Annotated in this window: 20 protein-coding genes; 14 read left to right on the forward strand and 6 right to left on the reverse strand. The window is 70.7% G+C overall.

Going from position 1 to position 21,537, the window contains the following annotated elements:
- Positions 1–23 precede the first annotated feature (23 nt).
- Positions 24–1,217 carry a hypothetical protein gene (locus tag ACIRP7_RS33070; RefSeq protein ID WP_403666765.1) on the forward strand — a complete coding sequence of 398 codons (1,194 nt, stop codon included), beginning with the start codon at positions 24–26 and terminating at the stop codon, positions 1,215–1,217.
- A gap of 24 nt (positions 1,218–1,241) precedes the next feature.
- On the opposite strand, the gene ACIRP7_RS33075 is transcribed toward ACIRP7_RS33070, so the two are convergent.
- Complete coding sequence (locus ACIRP7_RS33075) at positions 1,242–2,483, reverse strand: glycosyltransferase 87 family protein (protein WP_403666768.1); 1,242 nt, start codon at positions 2,481–2,483, stop codon at positions 1,242–1,244.
- A 120-nt stretch (positions 2,484–2,603) separates the two neighbouring features.
- Here ACIRP7_RS33075 and ACIRP7_RS33080 point away from each other — a divergent pair, with 120 nt between their 5' ends.
- Both ACIRP7_RS33080 and ACIRP7_RS33085 read left to right on the forward strand, forming a co-directional pair.
- A complete protein-coding gene (locus tag ACIRP7_RS33080; protein ID WP_403666771.1) occupies positions 2,604–3,746 on the forward strand; it encodes a glycosyltransferase family 4 protein in 1,143 nt (380 codons plus the stop codon).
- A gap of 83 nt (positions 3,747–3,829) precedes the next feature.
- Positions 3,830–5,410: a GMC oxidoreductase gene (locus ACIRP7_RS33085; protein WP_403666774.1), complete on the forward strand. Its 1,581-nt coding sequence runs from the start codon at positions 3,830–3,832 to the stop codon at positions 5,408–5,410.
- Between the two features lie 19 nt (positions 5,411–5,429).
- Here the strand turns inward: ACIRP7_RS33085 and ACIRP7_RS33090 are convergent, their stop codons facing one another.
- Positions 5,430–7,226 carry an AMP-dependent synthetase/ligase gene (locus ACIRP7_RS33090; RefSeq protein WP_403666777.1) on the reverse strand — a complete coding sequence of 599 codons (1,797 nt, stop codon included), beginning with the start codon at positions 7,224–7,226 and terminating at the stop codon, positions 5,430–5,432.
- Positions 7,227–7,521: 295 nt separating this feature from the next.
- Between ACIRP7_RS33090 and ACIRP7_RS33095 the strand changes: the two genes are divergently transcribed.
- The 6 genes from ACIRP7_RS33095 to ACIRP7_RS33120 all read left to right on the forward strand — a co-directional run bounded on the left by ACIRP7_RS33095 (position 7,522) and on the right by ACIRP7_RS33120 (position 12,555).
- A complete protein-coding gene (locus tag ACIRP7_RS33095; protein ID WP_403666780.1) occupies positions 7,522–8,319 on the forward strand; it encodes a metallophosphoesterase in 798 nt (265 codons plus the stop codon).
- An 83-nt stretch (positions 8,320–8,402) separates the two neighbouring features.
- On the forward strand, positions 8,403–8,843 hold the full coding sequence (locus ACIRP7_RS33100; RefSeq protein ID WP_352382966.1) for an SRPBCC family protein: 441 nt from the start codon (positions 8,403–8,405) through the stop codon (positions 8,841–8,843).
- Positions 8,844–9,047: 204 nt separating this feature from the next.
- On the forward strand, positions 9,048–10,205 hold the full coding sequence (locus ACIRP7_RS33105; RefSeq protein WP_403666783.1) for an ArsA family ATPase: 1,158 nt from the start codon (positions 9,048–9,050) through the stop codon (positions 10,203–10,205).
- A 57-nt stretch (positions 10,206–10,262) separates the two neighbouring features.
- Positions 10,263–10,739, forward strand: coding sequence for a DUF5304 domain-containing protein (locus ACIRP7_RS33110; RefSeq protein ID WP_403666785.1), 477 nt, complete (start codon positions 10,263–10,265; stop codon positions 10,737–10,739).
- 67 nt (positions 10,740–10,806) lie between these two features.
- The gene (locus tag ACIRP7_RS33115; RefSeq protein ID WP_403666788.1) at positions 10,807–11,760 is read left to right on the forward strand and encodes an ROK family glucokinase; all 954 of its coding nucleotides are present in this window, start codon (positions 10,807–10,809) and stop codon (positions 11,758–11,760) included.
- An 87-nt stretch (positions 11,761–11,847) separates the two neighbouring features.
- A complete protein-coding gene (locus tag ACIRP7_RS33120) occupies positions 11,848–12,555 on the forward strand; it encodes an endonuclease/exonuclease/phosphatase family protein (RefSeq protein WP_403666791.1) in 708 nt (235 codons plus the stop codon).
- Positions 12,556–12,572: 17 nt separating this feature from the next.
- Here ACIRP7_RS33120 and ACIRP7_RS33125 read toward each other — a convergent pair whose 3' ends face one another.
- Positions 12,573–13,217, reverse strand: a complete 645-nt coding sequence (locus ACIRP7_RS33125; RefSeq protein WP_403666793.1) for a hypothetical protein — start codon at positions 13,215–13,217, stop codon at positions 12,573–12,575.
- Positions 13,210–13,989 (reverse strand): alpha/beta hydrolase, encoded by a 780-nt coding sequence (locus tag ACIRP7_RS33130; protein ID WP_403666796.1) that lies wholly within the window; start codon positions 13,987–13,989, stop codon positions 13,210–13,212. The genes ACIRP7_RS33125 and ACIRP7_RS33130 overlap by 8 nt, the downstream gene beginning before the upstream one ends.
- A 144-nt stretch (positions 13,990–14,133) precedes the next feature.
- On the opposite strand from ACIRP7_RS33130, the gene ACIRP7_RS33135 reads away from it, so the two are divergent.
- From ACIRP7_RS33135 to ACIRP7_RS33150, 4 genes are read left to right on the forward strand one after another with little or no spacing between them, the layout of a single operon-like run.
- The gene (locus tag ACIRP7_RS33135) at positions 14,134–14,868 is read left to right on the forward strand and encodes a lysophospholipid acyltransferase family protein (RefSeq protein WP_352382953.1); all 735 of its coding nucleotides are present in this window, start codon (positions 14,134–14,136) and stop codon (positions 14,866–14,868) included.
- A 38-nt stretch (positions 14,869–14,906) separates the two neighbouring features.
- Positions 14,907–16,136: a MacS family sensor histidine kinase gene (macS, locus tag ACIRP7_RS33140; protein WP_403666799.1), complete on the forward strand. Its 1,230-nt coding sequence runs from the start codon at positions 14,907–14,909 to the stop codon at positions 16,134–16,136.
- The gene (locus ACIRP7_RS33145; protein WP_403666802.1) at positions 16,133–16,807 is read left to right on the forward strand and encodes a response regulator; all 675 of its coding nucleotides are present in this window, start codon (positions 16,133–16,135) and stop codon (positions 16,805–16,807) included. Before macS ends, ACIRP7_RS33145 begins: the two co-directional genes overlap by 4 nt.
- 53 nt (positions 16,808–16,860) lie before the next feature.
- A complete protein-coding gene (locus ACIRP7_RS33150) occupies positions 16,861–17,889 on the forward strand; it encodes a 6-phosphofructokinase (RefSeq protein ID WP_403666806.1) in 1,029 nt (342 codons plus the stop codon).
- Positions 17,890–17,900: 11 nt separating this feature from the next.
- On the opposite strand, the gene ACIRP7_RS33155 is transcribed toward ACIRP7_RS33150, so the two are convergent.
- Positions 17,901–19,778 carry an anthranilate synthase family protein gene (locus ACIRP7_RS33155; RefSeq protein WP_403666809.1) on the reverse strand — a complete coding sequence of 626 codons (1,878 nt, stop codon included), beginning with the start codon at positions 19,776–19,778 and terminating at the stop codon, positions 17,901–17,903.
- Positions 19,779–19,888: 110 nt separating this feature from the next.
- A complete protein-coding gene (locus tag ACIRP7_RS33160) occupies positions 19,889–19,945 on the reverse strand; it encodes a trp operon leader peptide (protein WP_071528813.1) in 57 nt (18 codons plus the stop codon).
- 96 nt (positions 19,946–20,041) lie between these two features.
- On the opposite strand from ACIRP7_RS33160, the gene ACIRP7_RS33165 reads away from it, so the two are divergent.
- Complete coding sequence (locus tag ACIRP7_RS33165) at positions 20,042–21,394, forward strand: class II 3-deoxy-7-phosphoheptulonate synthase (RefSeq protein WP_403666811.1); 1,353 nt, start codon at positions 20,042–20,044, stop codon at positions 21,392–21,394.
- The last annotated feature ends 143 nt before the right edge of the window (positions 21,395–21,537 follow it).

The following is a 21,537-nucleotide window of genomic DNA, read 5'->3' on the forward strand; positions in this document are numbered from 1 at the left end:
CCCTGCCCGTACGATCGGGAAACATGGCTGGCCGAAGGCGGGTGCCGAAACACGGTGTGGTGGTGCTGTGCCTGCTGCTCACCTCGCTGGTGGCCTGCGGCGGGCGGCCGACGGCCACCGACACCGCCAGGGCCGATGTGCAGCGCGTCCTCGACCGGCGGGCGGCGGCCGTCCTGGACCGTGACGAGGCGGGCATCGCCGAGACGGGTACCGCGAGTTGGTTCGAGGACGTCAGCGCGGTGCCCCTCGCCTCCTGGGCCTACAAGGTCACCGGCGTCCACCGCACCGGCGCCACGGCCACCGCCGACGCCGAACTCCGCTACCAGGTGCAGGGTTACGACCAGGCCCCCGTCACCGTCGCCCGCACCGTGGACCTCTCCCTGGACGCGGCCGGCCAGTGGTACGTGAAGGACGAGAAGCCGGCGAGGAAGGCTCCGCAGCAGTTGTGGGACCAGGGCGAGGTGACCGTCGTCCGCGGACGGCACAGCATCGTCCTCGGCGTCGGCCAGTCCGGCGAGAGGCTGCACTCCTTCGCGGACCTGGCCGACCACGCCGTGCCCGCCGTGTCGGACGCCTGGGGCACCACGTGGTCCCGGCACGTCGTCGTGCTCGTACCGCGGTCCCTGCAGGCGATGGCGGGGCTGCTCGGCTCGCCGGCCTCCTCGTACCGCGGGATCGCGGCGGTCACCACCGGTGAGACGGGCGCCCCGGCGCAGGCGCCCGCGGACCGGATCATCGTCAACCCCGACGCGTACGGCCTGCTGGGCACCCTGGGCCGGCAGGTCGTGCTCACCCACGAGACCACCCATGTCGCCACTCGTGCCGACACCACCGCCGCGACACCGCTGTGGCTGTCGGAGGGGTATGCCGACTGGGTCGGCTACCGGGGCACCGGGCGCACCCCGGCCGAGGCCGCGCCGGAGCTGGCGGAGGCCGTGTCCGCGGGCCGGGTGCCCACGGCCCTGCCCTCCGACGCGGACTTCGGCTTCGACGGCAGCGCGTCCGGGCTCGCGATGTCCTACGAGGGCGGCTGGATGGCCTGCCGGATGATCGCGGACCGGTGGGGCGAGGCGAAGCTGGGCGAGTTCTACCGGGCCGTGGGCACGCACGAGAAGCGGCCGGGGGCGGTGGAGCAGGCCATGGACAAGGTGCTCGACACCGACCTGAAGACCTTCACCGCGGCGTGGCGGGAGTACCTGCGGGATCAGCTCGACTGACCCAACAACTCGATCCGCCGGCCTTCAGGACGAGGTCGAGGTCTCGCGGGCCGGAGTGGTGGGCTGATCCGGTACCGGGGGCGGCGGGGTCTGTTTCGGGACCGTGGACCGCCACAGCTCGCGCATTCCGATGACCGTGGCGAGGACCAGCAGGCCGTTGCGCACGAGCAGGAGGATGATGCCGCGCGGGGTGCTTCCCACGACGTCCGCGAACCAGATCGGGAACTCCAGGACCGTCACGAAGCACGCCGCCAGCACCAGGACGGCCGGCAGGCCCATCCGGCTCGCCCGGAAGCACAGACAGGCCGCCGCGAGGCCGACCAGCCACACCATGTACTGCGGGCTGATCACCCGGCTCGTGGTGGTGAACATCAGCACCGCCACCAGGGCCGCGTCGGCCGCCGTGTGCGCCTCGAACCGGGTGGCCGTCAGCCGCCACAGCAACAGCAGTCCGAAGGCCATGCCGGTCAGTGCGAGCGCGGCCGTGCTGACGGCGGTCACCCAGGGGCCGAGGAACTCGACCGAGCCGTAGTTGAGCAGGACCGAGCCGTCCCAGCCGTGCCGGCGGGCGATGTGGAAGACCAGGGAGCCCAGCGACTCCACCTCGGTGCCGCGCTCCCGCTGGAAGGTCAGGAAGGCGAAGGCCCCGGGCATCGCCACGGCGAACAACCCGGCCACCACGACCACCGTCACCACCGCCGAGGCCCAGACGCTGCGCCTGCGGATCCCGACGAGGATCAGCGCCGGCCACACCTTCAGCAGCGCCCCGAAGCCCACCAGGGCCCCCGCCACCTTCGGATGCCGGGCGGCCGCGAGGACCGCCGCGATGGCCACCGCGGTCACCATCACGTCGTAGCGGGAGTAGACGGTCGGGCCGAGCAGAGGTACGCCCGCCACCCACACCCAGGCTCCCCGCAGCCGCCGCCCGGGACGCCGGCCCGCGTACAGCAGCAGGAGGAGGGCGGCCAGGTCGGCGACGAAGGCGAGGACGAAGAAGGCCTGCGTGTACTCCAGGAAGGGCAGCAGCGCTGGGGAGAGGATCGCGAGGGCCGCGGCCGGCGGATACTGCCAGGTCACGTCGGACTGCGGGAACGTTCCGGTGCGCAGGACGTCGTACCAGCCCTGGTAGATGACCGACACGTCACTGGTGACGTCCGGGCCCGGGAAGACGTACACCTTGAAGACCCAGAGCAGGAGGAGCAGCCTGGTCACGCCCCAGGTCAGCAGCAGCCACGTCAGGGACCGCCGTCCGGCCTTCGTCTCCACGTGATCCCCTGCCGTTCGCTCGCGCTCTTGAGGGGAACATGATGTCCCGCTCCCCTGTGAGGGTGCCATAAACGTGGCCGCGCCCGGCTGTGAGCAGCCGGTTCGGTAGTCTCGGCCGCGATGCACAAGACCCTGATCGTGACGAACGACTTCCCGCCCCGCCCCGGTGGCATCCAGGCGTTCCTGCACAACATGGCGCTGCGCCTCGACCCCGAGCGGCTGGTCGTCTACGCCTCCACCTGGAAGCGGAGCCGGGAGGGCGTCGAGGCGACCGCCGCCTTCGACGCCGAGCAGCCCTTCACCGTCGTACGTGATGCCACGACCATGCTGCTGCCGACGCCCGGGGCGACCCGGAAGGCGGTCGGGCTGCTGCGTGAGCACGGCTGTACGTCGGTGTGGTTCGGGGCGGCCGCGCCGCTCGGGCTGATGGCGCCGGCGCTCAGGAGGGCGGGGGCCCGGCGACTGGTGGCCACGACCCACGGGCACGAGGCCGGGTGGGCCCAACTGCCCGCCGCGCGACAGCTGTTGGGCCGTATCGGGGAGTCGACCGACACGATCACCTACCTCGGCGAGTACACGCGGTCCAGGATCGCCGCCGCGCTGACCCCGGCGGCCGCCGCACGGATGGTGCAGCTGCCGCCGGGGGTCGACGAGAAGATCTTCCATCCCGGGTCGGGCGGCGACGCCGTGCGGGCGCGGCTGGGGCTGACGGACCGGCCGGTGGTGGTGTGCGTGTCCCGGCTCGTGCCGCGCAAGGGGCAGGACACGCTGATCCTCGCCATGCCGCGGATCCTCGCGAAGGAGCCCGACGCCGTGCTGCTGGTCGTCGGCGGCGGGCCGTACGAGAAGGACCTGCGCAGGCTCGCGCACGAGACGGGGGTCGCCGCCTCCGTCCGCTTCACCGGAGCCGTGCCCTGGGCCGAGCTGCCCGCGCACTACGGCGCCGGGGACGTCTTCGCGATGCCGTGTCGGACCCGCCGGGGCGGACTCGACGTCGAGGGGCTCGGGATCGTCTACCTGGAGGCCTCCGCGACCGGCCTGCCCGTCGTCGCCGGGGACTCGGGCGGCGCCCCGGACGCCGTGCTCGACGGCGAGACCGGGTGGGTCGTGCGGGGCGGGTCGGTCGAGGAGACCGCCGAGCGGATCGTCGTCCTCCTCGGCGACGCGGAACTGCGGAGCCGCATGGGGGAGCGGGGACGGGAGTGGGTCGAGGAGAAGTGGCGATGGGATTTGTTGGCGGAAAAGTTGAAGACGTTGGTATAGCCGGAGGCCGATAATCCGCCGATGCTGCGCGCATGACAGCAAAACTGATGCAGCGTCAGCTGACTAGACGTCAGATCCTTGGTATGGCCGCCCTCCAGACGGCGGCCACTCTCGGCTTCACCCGAGTCGGGCTCCAGTCGGCCCGCGCGGACGAGCCCGCCGCGGTCGAGTCCGCCCCCGCCATCGTCGTCGGCTCCGGCTACGGCGCCTCCGTCGCCGCCCTCCGCCTCGGCCAGGCCGGCATCCGCACCCTCGTCCTCGAGATGGGCCGGCTCTGGAACACCGCCGGCCCCGACGGCAACGTCTTCTGCAACACCGCCAACCCCGACCAGCGCTCCATGTGGTTCCGCACCCGCACCGAGGCGCCGCTGGCCACCTTCCTGTGGCTGGACGTCGTCAACAAGGACATCAACCCCTACCCCGGCGTCCTGGACCGCGTCCGCTTCTCCAACATGTCCGTCTTCGTGGGCCGCGGGGTCGGCGGCGGCTCCCTGGTCAACGGCTCGATGGCGGTCACCCCGCTCCAGTCCTACTTCGCCGAGCAGTTCCCGACCGTCGACACCGCCGAGATGTACGGCACGTACTTCCCGCGCGCCCGCGCCATGCTCGGCGTCAACACGATCGACCCGGCCTGGTTCGAGTCGACCGAGTGGTACCGGTTCAGCCGGGTCTCCCGCAAGCACGCCACCAACACCGGCCTGAAGACCACCTTCGTGCCCAGCGTCTACGACTTCGGCTACATGCAGCGCGAGGCCGCCGGCACCGTCACCAAGTCGGCCCTCGGCCAGGAGGTCATCTACGGCAACAACCACGGCAAGAAGAGCCTCGACAAGACGTATCTGGCGTCCGCGCTCGGCACCGGCAACGTCACCATCCACACCATGGAGAAGGTCACCGGCATCAGCCGGGCGGGCGACGGCAGTTGGGTGCTGACCGCCGACCGGATCGACTACACCGGCGCGGTCGTCGAGACCAAGCAGTACGGCTGCACCTATCTGTTCCTCGGCGGCGGCAGCCTCGGCACGAGCGAACTCCTGCTCAGGTCACGGCAGTCGGGGACCCTCCCGGCGCTGGACGCGAGTGTCGGGGACGGCTGGGGGCCCAACGGCAACACGATGCTCGGACGGGCCAACCACCTCTGGGACACCGTCGGCGCCAACCAGTCGACCATGCCGGTCATGGGCATCGACGACTGGGCCAACACCGACAACCCCGTCTTCGCCGAGATCGCGCCTTTACCCACGGGACTCGAGCACTGGGTCAGCCTCTATCTGGCGATCACCAAGAACCCGCAGCGCGCCAGGTTCTCGTACGGCAGCGGGGGGCTGGGCCTCGACTGGAGCAGCGCGCAGAGCTCGGTCTCCTCCAGCATGGCCAAGAAGCTCTTCGACCGGATCAACTCCGCCAACTCGACCATCTACCGGTACGACCTCTTCGGCTCCCCCAGCAGGGTCTTCGCCGACGACTTCACCTACCACCCGCTGGGCGGCTGCGTGCTGGGCAGAGCGACCGACAACTACGGCCGGGTGAAGGGCTATGCGAAGCTGTACGTCACCGACGGCTCGCTGATCCCCGGCAACATCGGGGTCAACCCGTTCGTCACCATCACCGCCCTCGCCGAACGCACGATGGCGCGGGTCCTCGTGGAGGACACCGCGCCATGACGCTTCGTCAGAAGGCGTACTACTTCGCGTAGATCGCCTCGATCTCGTCCGCGAAGTCCTTCGCCACCACGTTCCGCTTCAGCTTCAGCGAGGGCGTGAGGTGGCCCGTCTCCTCCGTGAACTGGGAGGACAGAATGCGGAACTTCCGCACCGATTCCGCCTTCGACACCGCGGCGTTGCCGTCGTCGATCGCGGCCTGGATCGCCGCGTTCAGGTCCGCGTCCCCGGCCAGCGACGCCGCGGTGGAACCCGCCGGCTTGCCGTGCTCCTCGGCCCAACGGCCCAGGAACTCCTCGTCGATGGTGACCAGCGCGCCCACGAACGGCCGCCCGTCGCCCACCACCATGCACTCCGCGACCAGCGCGTGCGCCCGGATACGGTCCTCGATCACGGCCGGGGCGACGTTCTTGCCGCCCGCGGTGACGATGATCTCCTTCTTGCGGCCGGTGATCCTGAGATAGCCGTCCTCGTCGAGGGTGCCGATGTCACCGGTGTGGAACCAGCCGTCGGTCAGCGCCTCGGCGGTCGCGGCCTCGTTGTTCCAGTAGCCCTTGAACAGGTGCTCGCCGTGCAGCAGCACCTCGCCGTCGTCCGCGATCCGGATCACCGAGCCCGGCAGCGGCTGCCCGACCGTGCCGATCTTCGTACGGTCCCAGGGGTTGAACGCGGTCGCGGCACAGGACTCGGTCAGGCCGTAGCCCTCCAGGACCGTGAAGCCGATACCGCGGAAGAAGTGCCCCAGGCGCTCGCCCAGCGGGGCACCGCCGGAGATCGCGTACTCACCGCGACCGCCCAGCACGGCCCGCAGCTTGCTGTAGACGAGTTTGTCGAACGTCTTGTACTTGATCTTCAGGCCGAGTGACGGGCCCGACGGGGTGTCCAGGGCCTTGCTGTAGGCGATCGCAGTGTCGGCGGCCTTGTCGAAGATCTTGCCCTTGCCGTCCGCCTGCGCCTTGGCGCGCGCCGAGTTGTAGACCTTCTCGAAGACGCGCGGGACGCCGAGGATCAGCGTCGGCCGGAAGGCCGCCAGTTCGTCGGTGAGCTGCTTGATGTCCGGGACCATGCCCAGCTTGATCGGCGCCATCATGGGCGCGATCTGCACCAGCCGGCCGAAGACGTGCGCGAGCGGCAGGAAGAGCAGGACCGAGCACTCGCCGGTGCGGAACAGCGGGCGCAGCCGCTCCACGATGTTGCCGCACTCCGCGAAGAAGCTGCGGTGGGTGAGCACACAGCCCTTGGGGCGCCCTGTGGTGCCGGAGGTGTAGACGATGGTCGCCGGGTCGTCGGCCTTCGCCAGCGAACTGCGCTCCTCGACGGCCGCGTCGCTGATGTCCTTGCCGGCGCGGGCCAGCTCCTCGATCCCGCCGCCCTCGATCTGCCAGACGTGCTTCAGGGCGGGCAGCGAGTCGCGCACCGACTCGACGGCCGTGCTGTGACCGTCCAGCTCCACGACACAGGCGGTCGCGCCCGAGTCGCCGAGGATCCACTGGATCTGCTCCGGCGAACTGGTCTCGTACACCGGCACGGTGATCGCGCCCGCGCTCCAGATCGCGAAGTCCAGCAGCGTCCACTCGTAGCGGGTGCGGGACATCAGGGCGACCCGGTCGCCCGGCTGGACGCCGGAGGCGATGAGCCCCTTGGCGGTGGCGTGCACCTCGGCCAGGAAGGCCGTGGCCGTCACGTCCTGCCACTGACCGCCCACCTTGCGGGCGATGACGGCTACGTCGGGATGCTGCGCGGCGTTTCTCCGGACGATGTCGGTGAGATTGCCGTCCGCAGGGACCTCGTACAAAGCCGGAAGGCTGAACTCGCGCAAGACTGCTGCTCCTCATAGGGCGCCGGCGCCACGACGTTGTGTGATGCGACGGTCGGTCCAAGGCTCGGGCAGGTGCTCAGGGATTCGGTAGTTGAATGCTGAGCACGACTGGACTGCCCGGACGTTACCCGCCGGTATGGCTTCTTCGACAGGGGGTCCCGGCGAGATGTTCGCTGCGTCACACGGATTGGGGGTTCTTTCGCGCACAGTAGTCCACCTACTTACCGACTGGCCAGTAACCGCAGGGCCGGACGCCACTGTTCACGTATGCCGCACAGGCTTACCCTTGATCGTCATGGCACCCACACCGGCCGGAAACCGGAAGACACGCGTCCATGTGGTCAGCGATGTGCACGGCAATGCCCGTGACCTGGCCAGAGCCGGCGAGGGCGCCGACGCCCTGATCTGTCTCGGTGACCTGGTGCTGTTCCTGGACTACGCCGACCACTCGCGCGGCATCTTCCCCGACCTGTTCGGCGTGGAGAACGCGGACCGCATCGTGGAACTGCGCACCGCCCGCCGTTTCGAGGAGGCGCGCGAACTCGGGGCCCGGCTGTGGAGCGGGGTCGGTGCCGACCGGGGCACGGTGATCGAGAAGGCGGTGCGCAAGCAGTACGCCGAGATGTTCGCCGCGTTCCCGACGCCGACGTACGCGACCTACGGCAATGTCGACATGCCGCCTTTGTGGCGGGAGTTCGCCGGGCCCGGTACGACCGTGCTCGACGGCGAGCGGGTGGAGATCGGCGGCTGGACGTTCGGCTTCGTGGGCGGCGGCCTCAGGACCCCGATGCGGACGCCGTACGAGATCAGCGACGAGGAGTACGCGGCGAAGATCGAGGCGGTCGGCGAGGTGGACGTGCTGTGCACGCACATCCCGCCGGAGGTGCCGGAGCTGGTCTACGACACCGTCGCGCGGCGGTTCGAGCGGGGCAGCCGGGCACTGCTCGCCGCGATCCGCCGCACCCGCCCCCGGTACTCGCTGTTCGGTCATGTCCACCAGCCCCTGGTCCGGCGGATGCGGATCGGGGCGACCGAGTGTGTGAACGTGGGGCACTTCGCGGGGAGCGGGAAGCCGTGGGCGCTGGAATGGTGAGCCCGTCCGCGCGGTAGCCTTCACGCTGCACAGACGTGCGTACCACCCTTCCTCACCGGACCTTATCTGGAGGAGCCACGGCGATGGCGGAACACACCAGTTCGAGCATCACGATCGAAGCTGCGCCTGCCGACGTCATGGCGGTGATCGCGGACTTCGCCCGCTACCCGGACTGGACGGGTGAGGTGAAGCAGGCGGAGGTCCTGTCGACGGACGCGTCCGGCCGCGCCGAGCAGGTCCGGCTGGTCATGGACGCGGGCGCCATCAAGGACGACCAGGTCCTCGGCTACACGTGGACCGGCGAGAACGAGGTCTCCTGGACGCTGGTCAAGTCCCAGATGCTGCGGCAGCTGGACGGTTCGTACGTGCTGAAGCCGGCGGGCGCGGGTTCGACAGAGGTCACCTACCTGCTGACGGTCGACGTCAAGATCCCGATGCTCGGCATGATCAAGCGCAAGGCGGAGAAGGTCATCATCGACCGGGCGCTGGCGGGGCTGAAGAAGCGGGTGGAGTCCGAGCGGTAGGGGGTTCGCCGGTTCGCGGTCGGCTGCGGGCCGGTGGGAGTTGGTCGCGCAGTTCCCTGCGCCCCTGGGTGGGTGCAGGCGCGGCTTACCCAGCTGCACCCACCTATTTGGGGGCGCGGGGAACTGCGCGACCAGCCACGGCGTTCCCGCAGCCGTAAGTCGGCACAGCGAGGCACGTCCTTGCGTCCGTTACGGTTCACCCCTATGCGCACCATCCTGATCACCGGCCCGGGCGGCAGCGGTCGTACGACGGTCGCCGCCGCCACCGCCCTGCGCGCCGCAGGCGACGGAACCCGCACCCTGGTGCTGAGTGCCGACCGCACCGACACCCTCGGCGCGATCCTCGGCGTGCCCACCGGCCCGACCCCGGCCCAGGTCACCCCCACCCTCACCGTGTGGCGCCCCGACGCCACCGCCGGGTTCCGGGACGATCTGGCCGCCTTCCAGGACCGTGCCTCCCACGTGCTCGACCTGCTCGGCGCCTCCCGCCTTGACCCCGAGGAGGTCACCCCGCTGCCCGGCGCCGAGGAGCTCACCCTCCTGCGCGCCCTGCGCGACGCGGCCCTGTCCGAGCGGCACGACCTGCTCGTCGTGGACCTGCCGCCCACCCCGCAGACCCTCGCCCTCCTCTCCCTCCCCGAGGAACTGCGCCGTTACCTGCGCCGGCTCCTCCCCGCCGAGCGCCAGGCGGCCGCCGGCCTGCGGCCCGTCCTCGGACGGCTCGCCGGAGTCCCCATGCCCTCGCAGTGGCTGTACGAGACCGCCGCCCGCTGGGACACCGAACTCGGCGCGGTCGAGGCCGTCCTCGCCGACCGGCGGGCCGTGGTGCGGCTCGTCGCCGAACCCGGCCCCGCAGGCACCGACGCGGTACGCGCCGCGAGCCTCGCCCTCGCCCTGCGCGGCCTGCGCCCCGACACCCTGGTCGCCAACCGCGTCGTACCGGAGGACTGGTCCCCGGGACTCGTCGCCCAGCAGCGCAAGGCCCTGGAGGAGTGGCAGGAGTCGTACGACGTCCGGGTCGTCCCGCATCTGGGCCACGACCCCCGCGGCGACGACGACCTCACCGCCCTCGACGTCCCCGTGGTCAACGACACGACCTCCACGGTCGAGTGGCCCGTCGCCGATCACCTCGCCGAGGACGGTGTGCTGGTGTGGCACCTCCCGCTGCCCGGCGCCCTGCGCGACGAGCTGGACCTGATCCGGCGCGGCGACGAACTCCTCATCAGCGCGGGGCAGTTCCGCCGGATCGTCCCGCTGCCCTCGGCCCTGCGCCGCTGCACCGTCGCCGGCGCCGCCCTGCGCGAGGGCGAGCTGCGGATCCGGTTCGCCCCGGACCCGGATCTGTGGCCCCGCACCCCGTGAACCACGTACGCCCATTCGGGTAACGTCGTAGGGACGAACCGTAGTCAGGAGTCCGTCATGAGCGAAGAGCTCCCCCCGTCCGGTGCCGACGAGAACGAGGCCGTGGACGAGGTACGGGCGGCCGACGCCGACGCATGGGCGACGGCGGTCGCGGAGGACCTCGCGGCGGAGAAGGCCCGCCGCCGCACCCAGTACGGCCCGCCCCCGGGCTCGGCCGCCGAAGAGCTGCGCAAACTCGTCGACAACGTCGCCGAGAAGCTGTCCGGCCTCCAGTCCCCCCTCCTCGGGGGCATCGCCGGGCCGGCCGCCCAGCAGGTGGTCAAGCAGGTCGTCCAGCAGGCCAAGGCCGCGGTCGAGCCGGTCATCGAGCGCAACCCGGACGTCTTCGACCACCTCGCGGCCGCCGGTGGCGAACTCCTCGCCGCCTACCGCTCCGCGGTCCAGGCCCAGGAGCAGCGCTGGAGCCGCCGCGACGAGACCCTGCGCGACCGGGGCGAGGAACCGGGACCCGGCGAGCGCATCGATTTGGACTGAAACCCCCTGACGGCAGGGCCTCGGGTACGGTTGGCCGTAGCGGGGCTCGACCGAAACTGAGGGATTCATGGGACTCACCATCGGCGTCGATATCGGCGGCACGAAGATCGCGGCCGGTGTGGTCGACGAGGAAGGCAACATCCTCTCGACGCACACGGTGCCGACCCCGGGCACGCCGGAGGGCATCGTGGACGCCATCGCCTCGGCGGTGGAGGGCGCGCACGCCGGTCACGAGATCGTCGGCGTGGGCATCGGGGCCGCCGGATACGTCAACCGGCAGCGCTCCACGGTCTACTTCGCACCGAACATCGACTGGCGCCAGGAACCGCTGAAGGAGAAGGTCGAGACCCGCGTGGGCCTCCCGGTGGTCGTGGAGAACGACGCCAACGCGGCCGCCTGGGGCGAGTACAAGTTCGGTGCCGGCAAGGGCCACCGCAACGTCATCTGCATCACGCTCGGCACCGGCCTCGGCGGCGGCATCATCATCGGCAACAAGCTGCGCCGCGGCCACTTCGGCGTGGCGGCCGAGTTCGGGCACATCCGCATGGTCCCGGACGGTCTGCTGTGCGGCTGCGGCTCGCAGGGCTGCTGGGAGCAGTACGCGTCGGGGCGGGCACTGGTGAGGTACGCCAAGCAGCGCGCCAACGCCACCCCGGAGAACGCCGAGATCCTCCTGGGCCTCGGCGACGGCAGCCCCGACGGCATCGAGGGCAAGCACATCTCCATGGCCGCCCGTCAGGGCGACCCGGTAGCCGTCGACTCCTACCGCGAGCTCGCCCGCTGGGCCGGCGCGGGCCTCGCGGACCTGGCCTCCCTCTTCGACCCGTCCGCCTTCATCGTCGGCGGCGGCCTCTCCGACGAGGGCGAACTGGTCCTGGACCCGATCCGCAAGTCCTACAAGCGCTGGCTGGTGGGCGGCAACTGGCGCCCGGTGGCGGACGTCATCGCCGCCCAACTGGGTAACAAGGCGGGCCTGGTGGGCGCGGCGGACCTGGCGAGAGAGCCCGACCCGGTCATGTAGGGGTGACTTCTCCTCTTCAGGGGCTCCTCTTCAGGGGCGTGGGGCGCTATCCCCACGCCCCTTCTCCTTGGGCGTAGATTGATCCACATGGTTCTGGTCAAGGTCCTGAGCTACAACATCCGCTCGATGCGAGACGACACAGACGCGTTGGCCCGGGTCATCCAGGCCTGCGAACCCGATCTCGTCCTGATCCAGGAAGCCCCCCGCTTCTTCCGCTGGCGCAAGAAGCTGGCAAGGCTGGCGTCAGCCACAGGCCTGGTCGTCCTCACCGGCGGTGGCACGGCGGCGGGCCCCGCGATCCTCTGCAACCTGCGGGCGACGGTCGAACGGACGGAAGACGTCCTCCTCCCGCTCACCCCCGGTGAGCACCGACGGGGCTTCGCCACCGCCGTCGTGCGAATCGGCGGCGCCCGGCTCGGCGTGCTCAGCTGTCACCTGTCGCTGCGGAAGGACGAGCGCTACGACCAGGCGGGCATGCTCCTCGACCGCCTCGCCGGCATGGGCGTGGAGCACGCCGTGGCCGGCGGCGACCTCAACGAACGCCCCACCGGCCCCGCCTTCACCCGCATCGCGGACAGCCTTCAGGACTGCTGGGCGATCAGTCCCACCGGTGCCGAACACACCTGGACCCGCACCGAACCCCAGCGGCGCATCGACGCGATCTTCGCCACCAAGGGCATCGAGGTGGTCGGCTGCGGAGTCCCCGTGGACCTGCCCGGCATCACGGAGACAAACCTTTGGGCGGCCACCGACCATCTTCCGGTCCTGGCCACCCTCAACATCCCCGTGAGCTGAAGCTGAGCTGAGCCGACCTAGACGACGGCACCCCGGCCGGGATTCTCGTCGTCCTCGTCGTCCACCCGCATCCGCGTCACCAGCGTGACGAAGCCGCCCAGGAAGCCGCCGATCCCCACGGTGGCCAGCCACCACGTCATCTCCCAGCCGAGCAGCACCGCGACCAGCAGCAGAAGCGGGCCGCCGAGCACTCCGAGCCAGGCGAACTTCGCGGTGGTGTCGGCGGCGGGCAGCGGCGGCGGCTCCGGCGGCACGAAGTGCCCCTCGTCGTCGTCCTCGAAGTCGTCCTCGGACGGCTCCGGCGCGCTGTAGTCACGCGGCCCGACGCCGGGCGCGAAGGAGACGGAACCGCCCAGCGGCTTCGCCGGCTTCTCGTCCTGCTTCGGTGAGTCCTGCTTCGGTGAGTCCTTCTTGGGTGAGTCCGCCTTCGGCGCGTCCTTCTCCGGCTCGGTCCGCGTGGCCGTCGGCTCGTCGTTCGTCTCGGTCTCGAGCAGCGCGAGATCCTCGACCGACTTGAACGGCTTCGTGCCCGGCGGGTCCTTGGGCTCTTCGCCGTACCCGGCGACGATCGCCGCCCACGCGGCGTCCTCGTCGAACGGGACGCCCTGCTCCTCGGGCTCTGGGCCCTCGCGGTCCTCGCGGTCGGAGTCGTGCTCAGCCACGGGCGGCCGTCCCTTCACTGCCGATGCCGGTGGTGTGCCGGCCGATGAACGCGAGGCTCTCGTCGAAAATTCGCTCCGCGTCATGGTCCAACGTCGCCACGTGGTAGCTCTGTTCCAGCACGATCTCCGTTACGTCCGTCGACGACACCCGGCTCAGCACCCGCGCCGAGTCGGCCGCCGGCACCACATGGTCCTGGGCGCTGCGCAGCACCAGCAGCGGCTGGGTGACCTGCGGCAGCTCCCCGTCGACCTGGCGGAAGAAGGCCCGCAGGGAGTGGGCCGCGTGCAGCGGCACCTTGTCGTACCCCAGCTCGACGCTGCCCTCCTTCTTGATGTCGCTGGCGATCCCGGGCGCCGTGCGCACGAAATGCCGGGCCACCGGAAGGGCGTAGGGCGCGAGGCCGTGCATGCGGTTCGCCGGGTTGACGACGATGACGCCGCTCACCGCCTCCCCGTGCTTGGCGGCCAGCCTGAGGGCCAGGGTGCCGCCCATGGACAGACCGGCCACGAACACGGAGGTGCAGCGCTCGGTCAGGGCACGCAGCTCGCGGTCCACCTCGGCGTACCAGTCCTGCCAGCCGGTGAGCGCCATGTCCTGCCAGCGGGTGCCGTGACCGGGCAGCAGCGGCAGGGAGACCGTCAGACCGCGGTCGGCGAGGTGCTGGGCCCAGGGCCGCAGCGACTGGGGGGAACCGGTGAAGCCGTGGCAGAGAAGGACACCGGCCTCCCCGCCCTCATGGCGGAACGGCTCGGCTCCGGGGAGGACCGGCACCTAGGTCTCCTGTTCATGAAAGAAGCGTGAGCAAGTCCAGGTGAGGTTCACCGTACGCGACCGCACTGACACCGACCAGGGCCGTCGGTCTGTTTGACAGGCCTCCGGGTTAAGGTCTGAACGACGAACACAGGAGGCACTCGGTTGTTGTACGGCACGATGAAGGTCGCCATCGGTGGGCCCCTGAAGGTTGCCTTCAGGCCCTGGGTGGAGGGCCTGGAGAACATTCCCGCCGAGGGCCCGGCCATCCTGGCGAGCAACCACCTGTCGTTCTCCGACTCGTTCTTCCTGCCCGCGGTCCTCGACCGCAAGGTCACCTTCATCGCGAAGGCCGAGTACTTCACCACGCCCGGAGTGAAGGGACGCCTCACGGCCGCCTTCTTCAAGGGCGTCGGACAGCTGCCGGTGGACCGCTCCGGCGCGCGTGGCGCGGGCGAGGCGGCCATCAAGAGCGGCCTCGACGTGCTGGAGCGCGGTGAGCTGTTCGGCATCTATCCCGAGGGCACCCGCTCGCCCGACGGGCGCCTGTACCGGGGCAAGCCCGGCGGCCTCGCGCGCGTGGCGCTCGCCTCCGGCGCCCCGGTCATCCCGGTCGCCATGATCGACACCGAGAAGATCCAGCCGCCCGGCAAGGTCATGCCCAAGCTGATGCGGCCGGGCATCCGCATCGGCGAGCCGCTGGACTTCAGCCGCTACCAGGGCATGGAGCACGACCGTTTCGTGCTCCGCGCGGTGACCGACGAGGTCATGTACGAGATCATGAAGCTCTCCGGCCAGGAGTACGTCGACATCTACGCGACCGCCGCCAAGCGGCGGATCTCGGATGCGGCGAAGGCCGCGAAGGCCGCTGTCGCGAAGGCCGACAAGGACAAGCCCTAGGATCCTGGGACACGCAGTCCGGGCCGGGGGTGGGGGAGATGGCCAAACAAGTACGCGTCATGCGCATGTCGGTCGAGCAGCCGCTGTGGCGTGCGCTGACCGGGTACCGGGTGCTCACCATGCTGTACGCGGTCGGCCTCTTCGCCACGCAGTACGACGAGTACGACCGGCCCGGTATCGCCATCACCTACTTCGTCGTCCTGTGCGTCTGGACGCTCGCCACGCTGCCCCGCGTCCAGAACGCGGCCGCCTGCACCAAGCGTTTCCTCGCCGTCGACCTCGCGATCGCGCTCACCGGGATCGTGCTGACCCCGCTGGTCGTCAACGACCACCACATCGACAGCGGCGGGCCCACCCTGCCGTCGATATGGACCGCCGGTTCCGTCCTCGCCTTCGCCATCAAGGGCGGCTGGCGCTGGGCCGCGCTCGCCTCCACGCCGGTCGCCGCAGCCAACCTCATCGAGCGCGGCCAGCCGGCCCGCGACACCGTCCACAACGTGATCCTCGTCTGGGTCGCCTCCATCGCCATCGGCTACGTCGTCGAGGTCGCCCGCGCCTCCGAGCGCACCCTCGCCCGCGCCCTGGAGATCGAGGCGGCGACCCGGGAGCGCGAGCGCCTGGCCCGGGACATCCACGACAGCGTCCTGCAGGTGCTCGCCATGGTGCAGCGCCGGGGCGCGGTCATGGGCGGCGAGGCGGCCGAGCTGGGCCGGATGGCCGGCGAGCAGGAGGTGGCGCTGCGCACCCTGGTCTCCGGCGGGCTGACGTCCGTCTCCCGGGTCTCCCGGGACGCGGCCCAGGGGGCGGTCGTCCATGTCGTCGACGACGAGGGGGCCGACGACGGACCGGACGACGGTCCGCTCGACCTGCGCGCGCTGCTCGCCCCGTACGCCTCGGCGAAGGTCTCCCTCGTCGAGCCCGGCGCCCCCGTCCCGCTGCCCCCGCCCGCCGCGCGCGAGCTGGCGGCGGCCGTGGGGGCCGCCCTGGACAACGTGCACCGGCACGCGGGTGAGCACGCGTGTGCGTGGATCCTCGTCGAGGACGAACCCGACGAGGTGATCGTGACCGTACGGGACGACGGACCCGGCATCCCCGAAGGACGGCTCGCGCAGGCCGAGGGGGAGGGGCGGCTCGGGGTGGCCCTGTCGATCCGGGGCCGGCTGCGTGACCTCGGCGGCAGCGCCGAGCTGATCTCGCCTCCGGGGCAGGGCACCGAGGTCGAGCTGAAGGTACCGAAGGTCTCACGGGGGAAGGCAGGACAGCGATGAGCGACAAGGGTCCGATCAGGGTCATGGTGGTCGACGACCACCCCATGTGGCGCGACGCGGTCGCCCGGGACCTGGCCGAGTCCGGCTTCGACGTGGTCGCCACGGCAGGCGACGGCGACCAGGCCGTACGCCGGGCCAAGGCCGCGGGGCCCGACGTGCTGGTGCTCGACCTGAACCTGCCGGTGAAGCCCGGCGTCCAGGTCTGCAAGGAGCTCGTCGGCCACAACCCGGCCCTGCGCGTCCTCGTGCTGTCGGCGAGCGGCGAGCACGCGGATGTCCTGGAAGCCGTGAAGTCGGGTGCGACCGGCTATCTGCTGAAGTCGGCGTCGACCGAGGAACTCCTGGACGCCGTCCGCCGCACGGCCGTCGGCGACCCCGTCTTCACGCCCGGCCTCGCAGGGCTGGTCCTCGGCGAGTACCGGCGCCTGGCCACCGACCCCGCGCCCACCACCGACCCCGACCAGCCCAGGGCCCCGCAACTCACCGAGCGGGAGACCGAGGTGCTCAGGCTGGTCGCCAAGGGCCTGAGCTACAAGCAGATCGCCGAACGTCTGGTCATCTCCCACCGCACGGTCCAGAACCACGTCCAGAACACCCTCGGCAAGCTGCAACTCCACAACCGGGTCGAGCTCGTCCGATACGCCATTGAACGAGGCCTCGACGACGAGTGAGACGGGCGTCACACTGACCCTTCGTCAGGCACCTGCGGCGAAGGGATCTGTCCATGCGCGTCGGAGTACTGACCGGAGGCGGCGACTGCCCCGGCCTCAACGCCGTCATCCGGGCCATAGTCCGCAAGGGCGTACAGGAGTACGGCTATGACTTCACCGGCTTCCGGGACGGCTGGCGCGGTCCACTGGAGGACGCCACCGTGCGTCTCGACATCCCGGCCGTGCGCGGCATCCTGCCCCGCGGCGGCACCATCCTCGGCTCCTCCCGCACCAACCCGCTGAAGCGGGAGGACGGCATCCGCCGGATCCAGGAGAACCTGGCCGCGCGGGAGATCGAGGCGCTCATCGCCATCGGCGGCGAGGACACCCTGGGCGTGGCCGCACAGCTCTCCGACCATCACGGCGTGCCCTGTGTCGGCGTACCGAAGACCATCGACAACGACCTCTCCGCCACCGACTACACCTTCGGCTTCGACACCGCGGTCGGCATCGCCACCGAGGCCATCGACCGGCTGCACACCACCGCCGAGTCCCATATGCGCGTCCTGGTCTGCGAGGTGATGGGCCGCCACGCCGGCTGGATCGCCCTGCACTCCGGCCTCGCGGGCGGCGCCAACGTCATCCTCATCCCCGAGCAGCGCTTCGACATCGACCAGGTGTGCGCCTGGATCACCTCCCGCTTCAAGGCGTCGTACGCCCCGATCGTGGTCGTCGCCGAGGGAGCCATGCCGAAGGACGGCGAGGCGGTCCTCAAGGACGAGTCGCTCGACTCCTTCGGACACGTGCGGCTGTCCGGGGTCGGCGAGTGGCTGGCCAAGCAGATAGAGAAGCGCACCGGCAAGGAGGCCCGCACGACCGTCCTCGGGCACATCCAGCGCGGCGGCACCCCCAGCGCCTTCGACCGCTGGCTCGCCACCCGCTTCGGCCTGCACGCCATCGACGCCGTCCGCGACGGCGACTTCGGCAAGATGGTCGCCCTGCGCGGGACGGACATCGTGCGGGTACCGATCGCGGAGGCGACGGCGAAGCTGAAGACGGTCGACCCGAAGCTGTACGAGGAGGTGGGGGTGTTCTTCGGCTGACGCCGGCCGGCTCACACCGTCGTGCGGCGCAGCTGCCTCACCAACTCCCGTACGACGACGGCGCCGTTCAGGGTCAGGACCGACTCCGGGTGGAACTGGACGCCCGCGAAGCCGGGGCCGCGCAGGGCGTGCACCTCTCCGTTGTCCGCCCGGCTGATCTCGACCTCGTGCGCGGCCAGTTCGGTCGCCGTCTCGTCGTCGCAGCGCGCCACGAAGCTGTTGTAGAAGCCCACGGTCTCGGGCCGCCCGAACAGATCGACCGTCGTCTGCGCGCCCTGGTACGGCACTTCCTTCCGTACGATCTCCAGGCCCAGCTCGGCCGCGATCAGCTCGTGTCCGAGGCAGACGCCGAGGACGCCGTGCCGGTGCTGCCTGATCACCTCGGTGGTCAGGCCCCGCAGGAACCGCATCTTCGGGTCGTCCAGGTCGCCGGGGTCACCGGGACCGGGGCCCAGCACGACCGGTCCCTCGTGCGCGAGCACCGCCTCCCGGAGCCCTTCCTCGTCGTACCGGCGGACGGTGACGTCCAGCCCGCTCGACCGCAGGACGTGCGCGAGCATCGCCGTGAAGGTGTCCTCACCGTCGACGACCAGGGCGTGTCCGGTGAGCTCGTCGAGCCGTTCCTGCATCCGCAGCCAGAACGGCGCCAGCGAGGTGCGCCGCCCGTCGAGCGCGGCACGCACGCGTGGGTCGTCGGCCAGACTCACGCGCGCGTGCTCCGCACGGGGCCGGGACGGCCGTACGCCGAGAGCCGCCAGCACCCCCGCCGCCTTCGCGTGGGTCTCCGCGACCTCGCTCGCCGGGTCCGAACCGCGCACGAGGGTCGCGCCGACGGGGACCCTGAGGCGGCCGTCGGCTGAGATGTCCGCGGTGCGGATGAGGATGGGGGAGTCCAGGCTCTGCGCCCCGGCAGATCCTTCCCGCCCGCCACCCGCGTACCGGCCGAGCAGAGCCAGCGCGCCGGCGTAGTAGCCGCGCCCGCCGACCTCGTGCCGCTCGATGACCCGGCAGGCGTTCTGCACCGGAGATCCGGTCACCGTGGCCGCGAACATCGTCTCCTTCAGGACCTCCCGCACGTCCAGCGAGGACTTCCCGCGCAGTTCGTACTCGGTGTGCGCGAGGTGGGCCATCTCCTTCAGCCGGGGCCCGATGACGACCCCGCCCATGTCACCGACCGTGCACATCATCTTGAGCTCCTCGTCGACGACCATCGACAGCTCCTCGATCTCCTTGCCGTCGGCGAGGAAGCCGAGCAGGTGCTCGGGGGTGGGGCCCTCGGCGGGATAGCGGTACGTCCCGCTGATCGGGTTCATGACGACGGTCCCGCCGCTCATCCGGACGTGCACCTCGGGGCTCGCGCCGACCAGGGTGCGCTCGCCGGTGTGGACGACGAAGGTCCAGTACGCTCCCCGCTCGCCCACCAGGAGCCGCCGGAACAGCGCGAGGGCGTCCGCGCGGGAGAATCCCGGGATCTCGCCCTCGTACGTCCGCCGGATCACGAAGTTGGCGCCCTCGCCGCGCCCGATCTCCTCGCGCAGGACCCGCCCGACGATCCCGGCGTACTCCTCGTCGGGAACGTCGAAGCCGCCGTTCTCGACCCGGACGTCGTGCGCGGGGAGCTGCTCGAGGGCCTCCCGCAGGGACAGCGAGTGCGTCTCCTCGGGCGTCAGCACCGCGAGCGGGGTCCCGTCGTCCCGTACGTCGAAGCCGCGCTCGCGGATCTGGCGGAAGGGGATGAGCGCGAGCCCCTCGTCGGGGAGGTCGGCCAGACGGTCGTAGGTGCTGACGGGGCCGAGGAGCAGTTCCACCGTGCTGTCGTCGTGGCCGGGGGTGCGGCGGCGGAGCAGGGCGAAGGGGCGGTCGTCGTCCAGGAGGTGTGTCAGGTCCATGGTTCCTCAACTCTCGATGACTCGATGACTCGATGTCGGTGAGGAACGACCCCGGAAAACACCGAAGGCCGCCCCTCGGGCGGCCTTCGCGAAGTCTTGCGTACGCGCAGTCAGTGGGCCGCCGGATGAGCGGTCCACCACCAGTTCTGGGTCGAGTGCGCGAACATGCGACGCACCCTATCCCATGTCCGACCCTCGTACCCCGTGTCTCATTTCCTGGGCATGGCTCGGGAGCCAGGACACGACCCCGTAATGTTGAGGTCGTGACCGTGAACGCTAAGACCAGCGCCAGCGCTGGCAACACCTGGCGAGACCTGCCCGCGGCGCAGCAGCCCGAGTACCCCGACACCGAGGCTCTGCGCGCAGTGATCGCGGACCTCGAGTCGTATCCGCCGCTCGTCTTCGCGGGCGAGTGCGACCAGCTGCGCGCCCGGTTGGCGGCCGTCGCCAAGGGAGAGGCGTTCCTCCTCCAGGGCGGCGACTGCGCCGAGGCCTTCGACGCCGTGTCCGCGGACCACATCCGCAACAAGCTCAAGACGCTGCTCCAGATGGGCGCCGTGCTGACGTACGCCGCCTCGGTGCCGGTCGTGAAGGTCGGCCGTATCGCCGGCCAGTACTCCAAGCCGCGCTCCAAGGGCACCGAGACCCGCGACGGCGTGACGCTGCCGACCTACCGGGGCGACTCCGTCAACGGCTTCGAGTTCAACGAGAAGGCCCGCATCCCGGACCCCGAGCGTCTGAAGCGGATGTACAACGCGTCCGCGTCCACGCTCAACCTGGTGCGCGCCTTCACCACCGGCGGCTACGCCGACCTGCGCCAGGTGCACGCCTGGAACCAGGACTTCGTGAAGTCGTCCCCCTCCGGCCAGCGCTACGAGCAGCTGGCCCGGGAGATCGACCAGGCGCTGAACTTCATGCGGGCCTGCGGGACGGACCCGGCCGAGTTCCAGACGGTCGAGTTCTACTCCTCGCACGAGGCGCTGCTGCTGGACTACGAGTCGGCGCTGACCCGCGTCGACTCGCGCACCGGGCGGCTGTACGACGTCTCGGCGCACATGGTGTGGATCGGTGAGCGCACTCGGCAGCTGGACGGCGCGCACATCGAGTTCGCCTCGCAGATCCGCAACCCGATCGGCATCAAGCTCGGCCCGACGACCACGGCCGAGGAGGCGCTGCAGTACATCGAGCGCCTGGATCCCGACCGCGAGCCCGGCCGGCTGACCTTCATCGTCCGCATGGGCGCCGACAAGGTCCGCGACAAGCTGCCCGAGCTGGTCGAGAAGGTCACCGCCTCCGGCGCGACCGTCGCCTGGATCACCGACCCGATGCACGGCAACACCTACGAGGCGGCCTCCGGTCACAAGACCCGCCGCTTCGACGACGTGCTCGACGAGGTCAAGGGCTTCTTCGAGGTCCACAAGGGCCTCGGCACCCACCCGGGCGGCATCCACGTCGAGCTCACCGGTGACGACGTCACCGAGTGCGTGGGCGGCGGCGACGAGATCTTCGTCGACGATCTGCACCAGCGCTACGAGACGGCCTGCGACCCGCGGCTCAACCGCAGCCAGTCGCTCGACCTGGCGTTCCTCGTCGCGGAGATGTACAGGGACCAGTGACGGGTTCGCCTGTTACCGGGACATGAAGTGGGGGGGGGGGGGGGGCCGCCGCCCCCCCCCCCCCCCCCAAAAGCAGAGGGGGTGCGCGGGGGCCCGTGAGGGTAGTTGAGTTATGATTCGCGGAGGGTGGTGCGCGCGCGGGT

The sequence above is a fragment of the Streptomyces sp. NPDC102270 genome, from assembly GCF_044766405.1.
GTDB lineage: Bacteria > Actinomycetota > Actinomycetes > Streptomycetales > Streptomycetaceae > Streptomyces.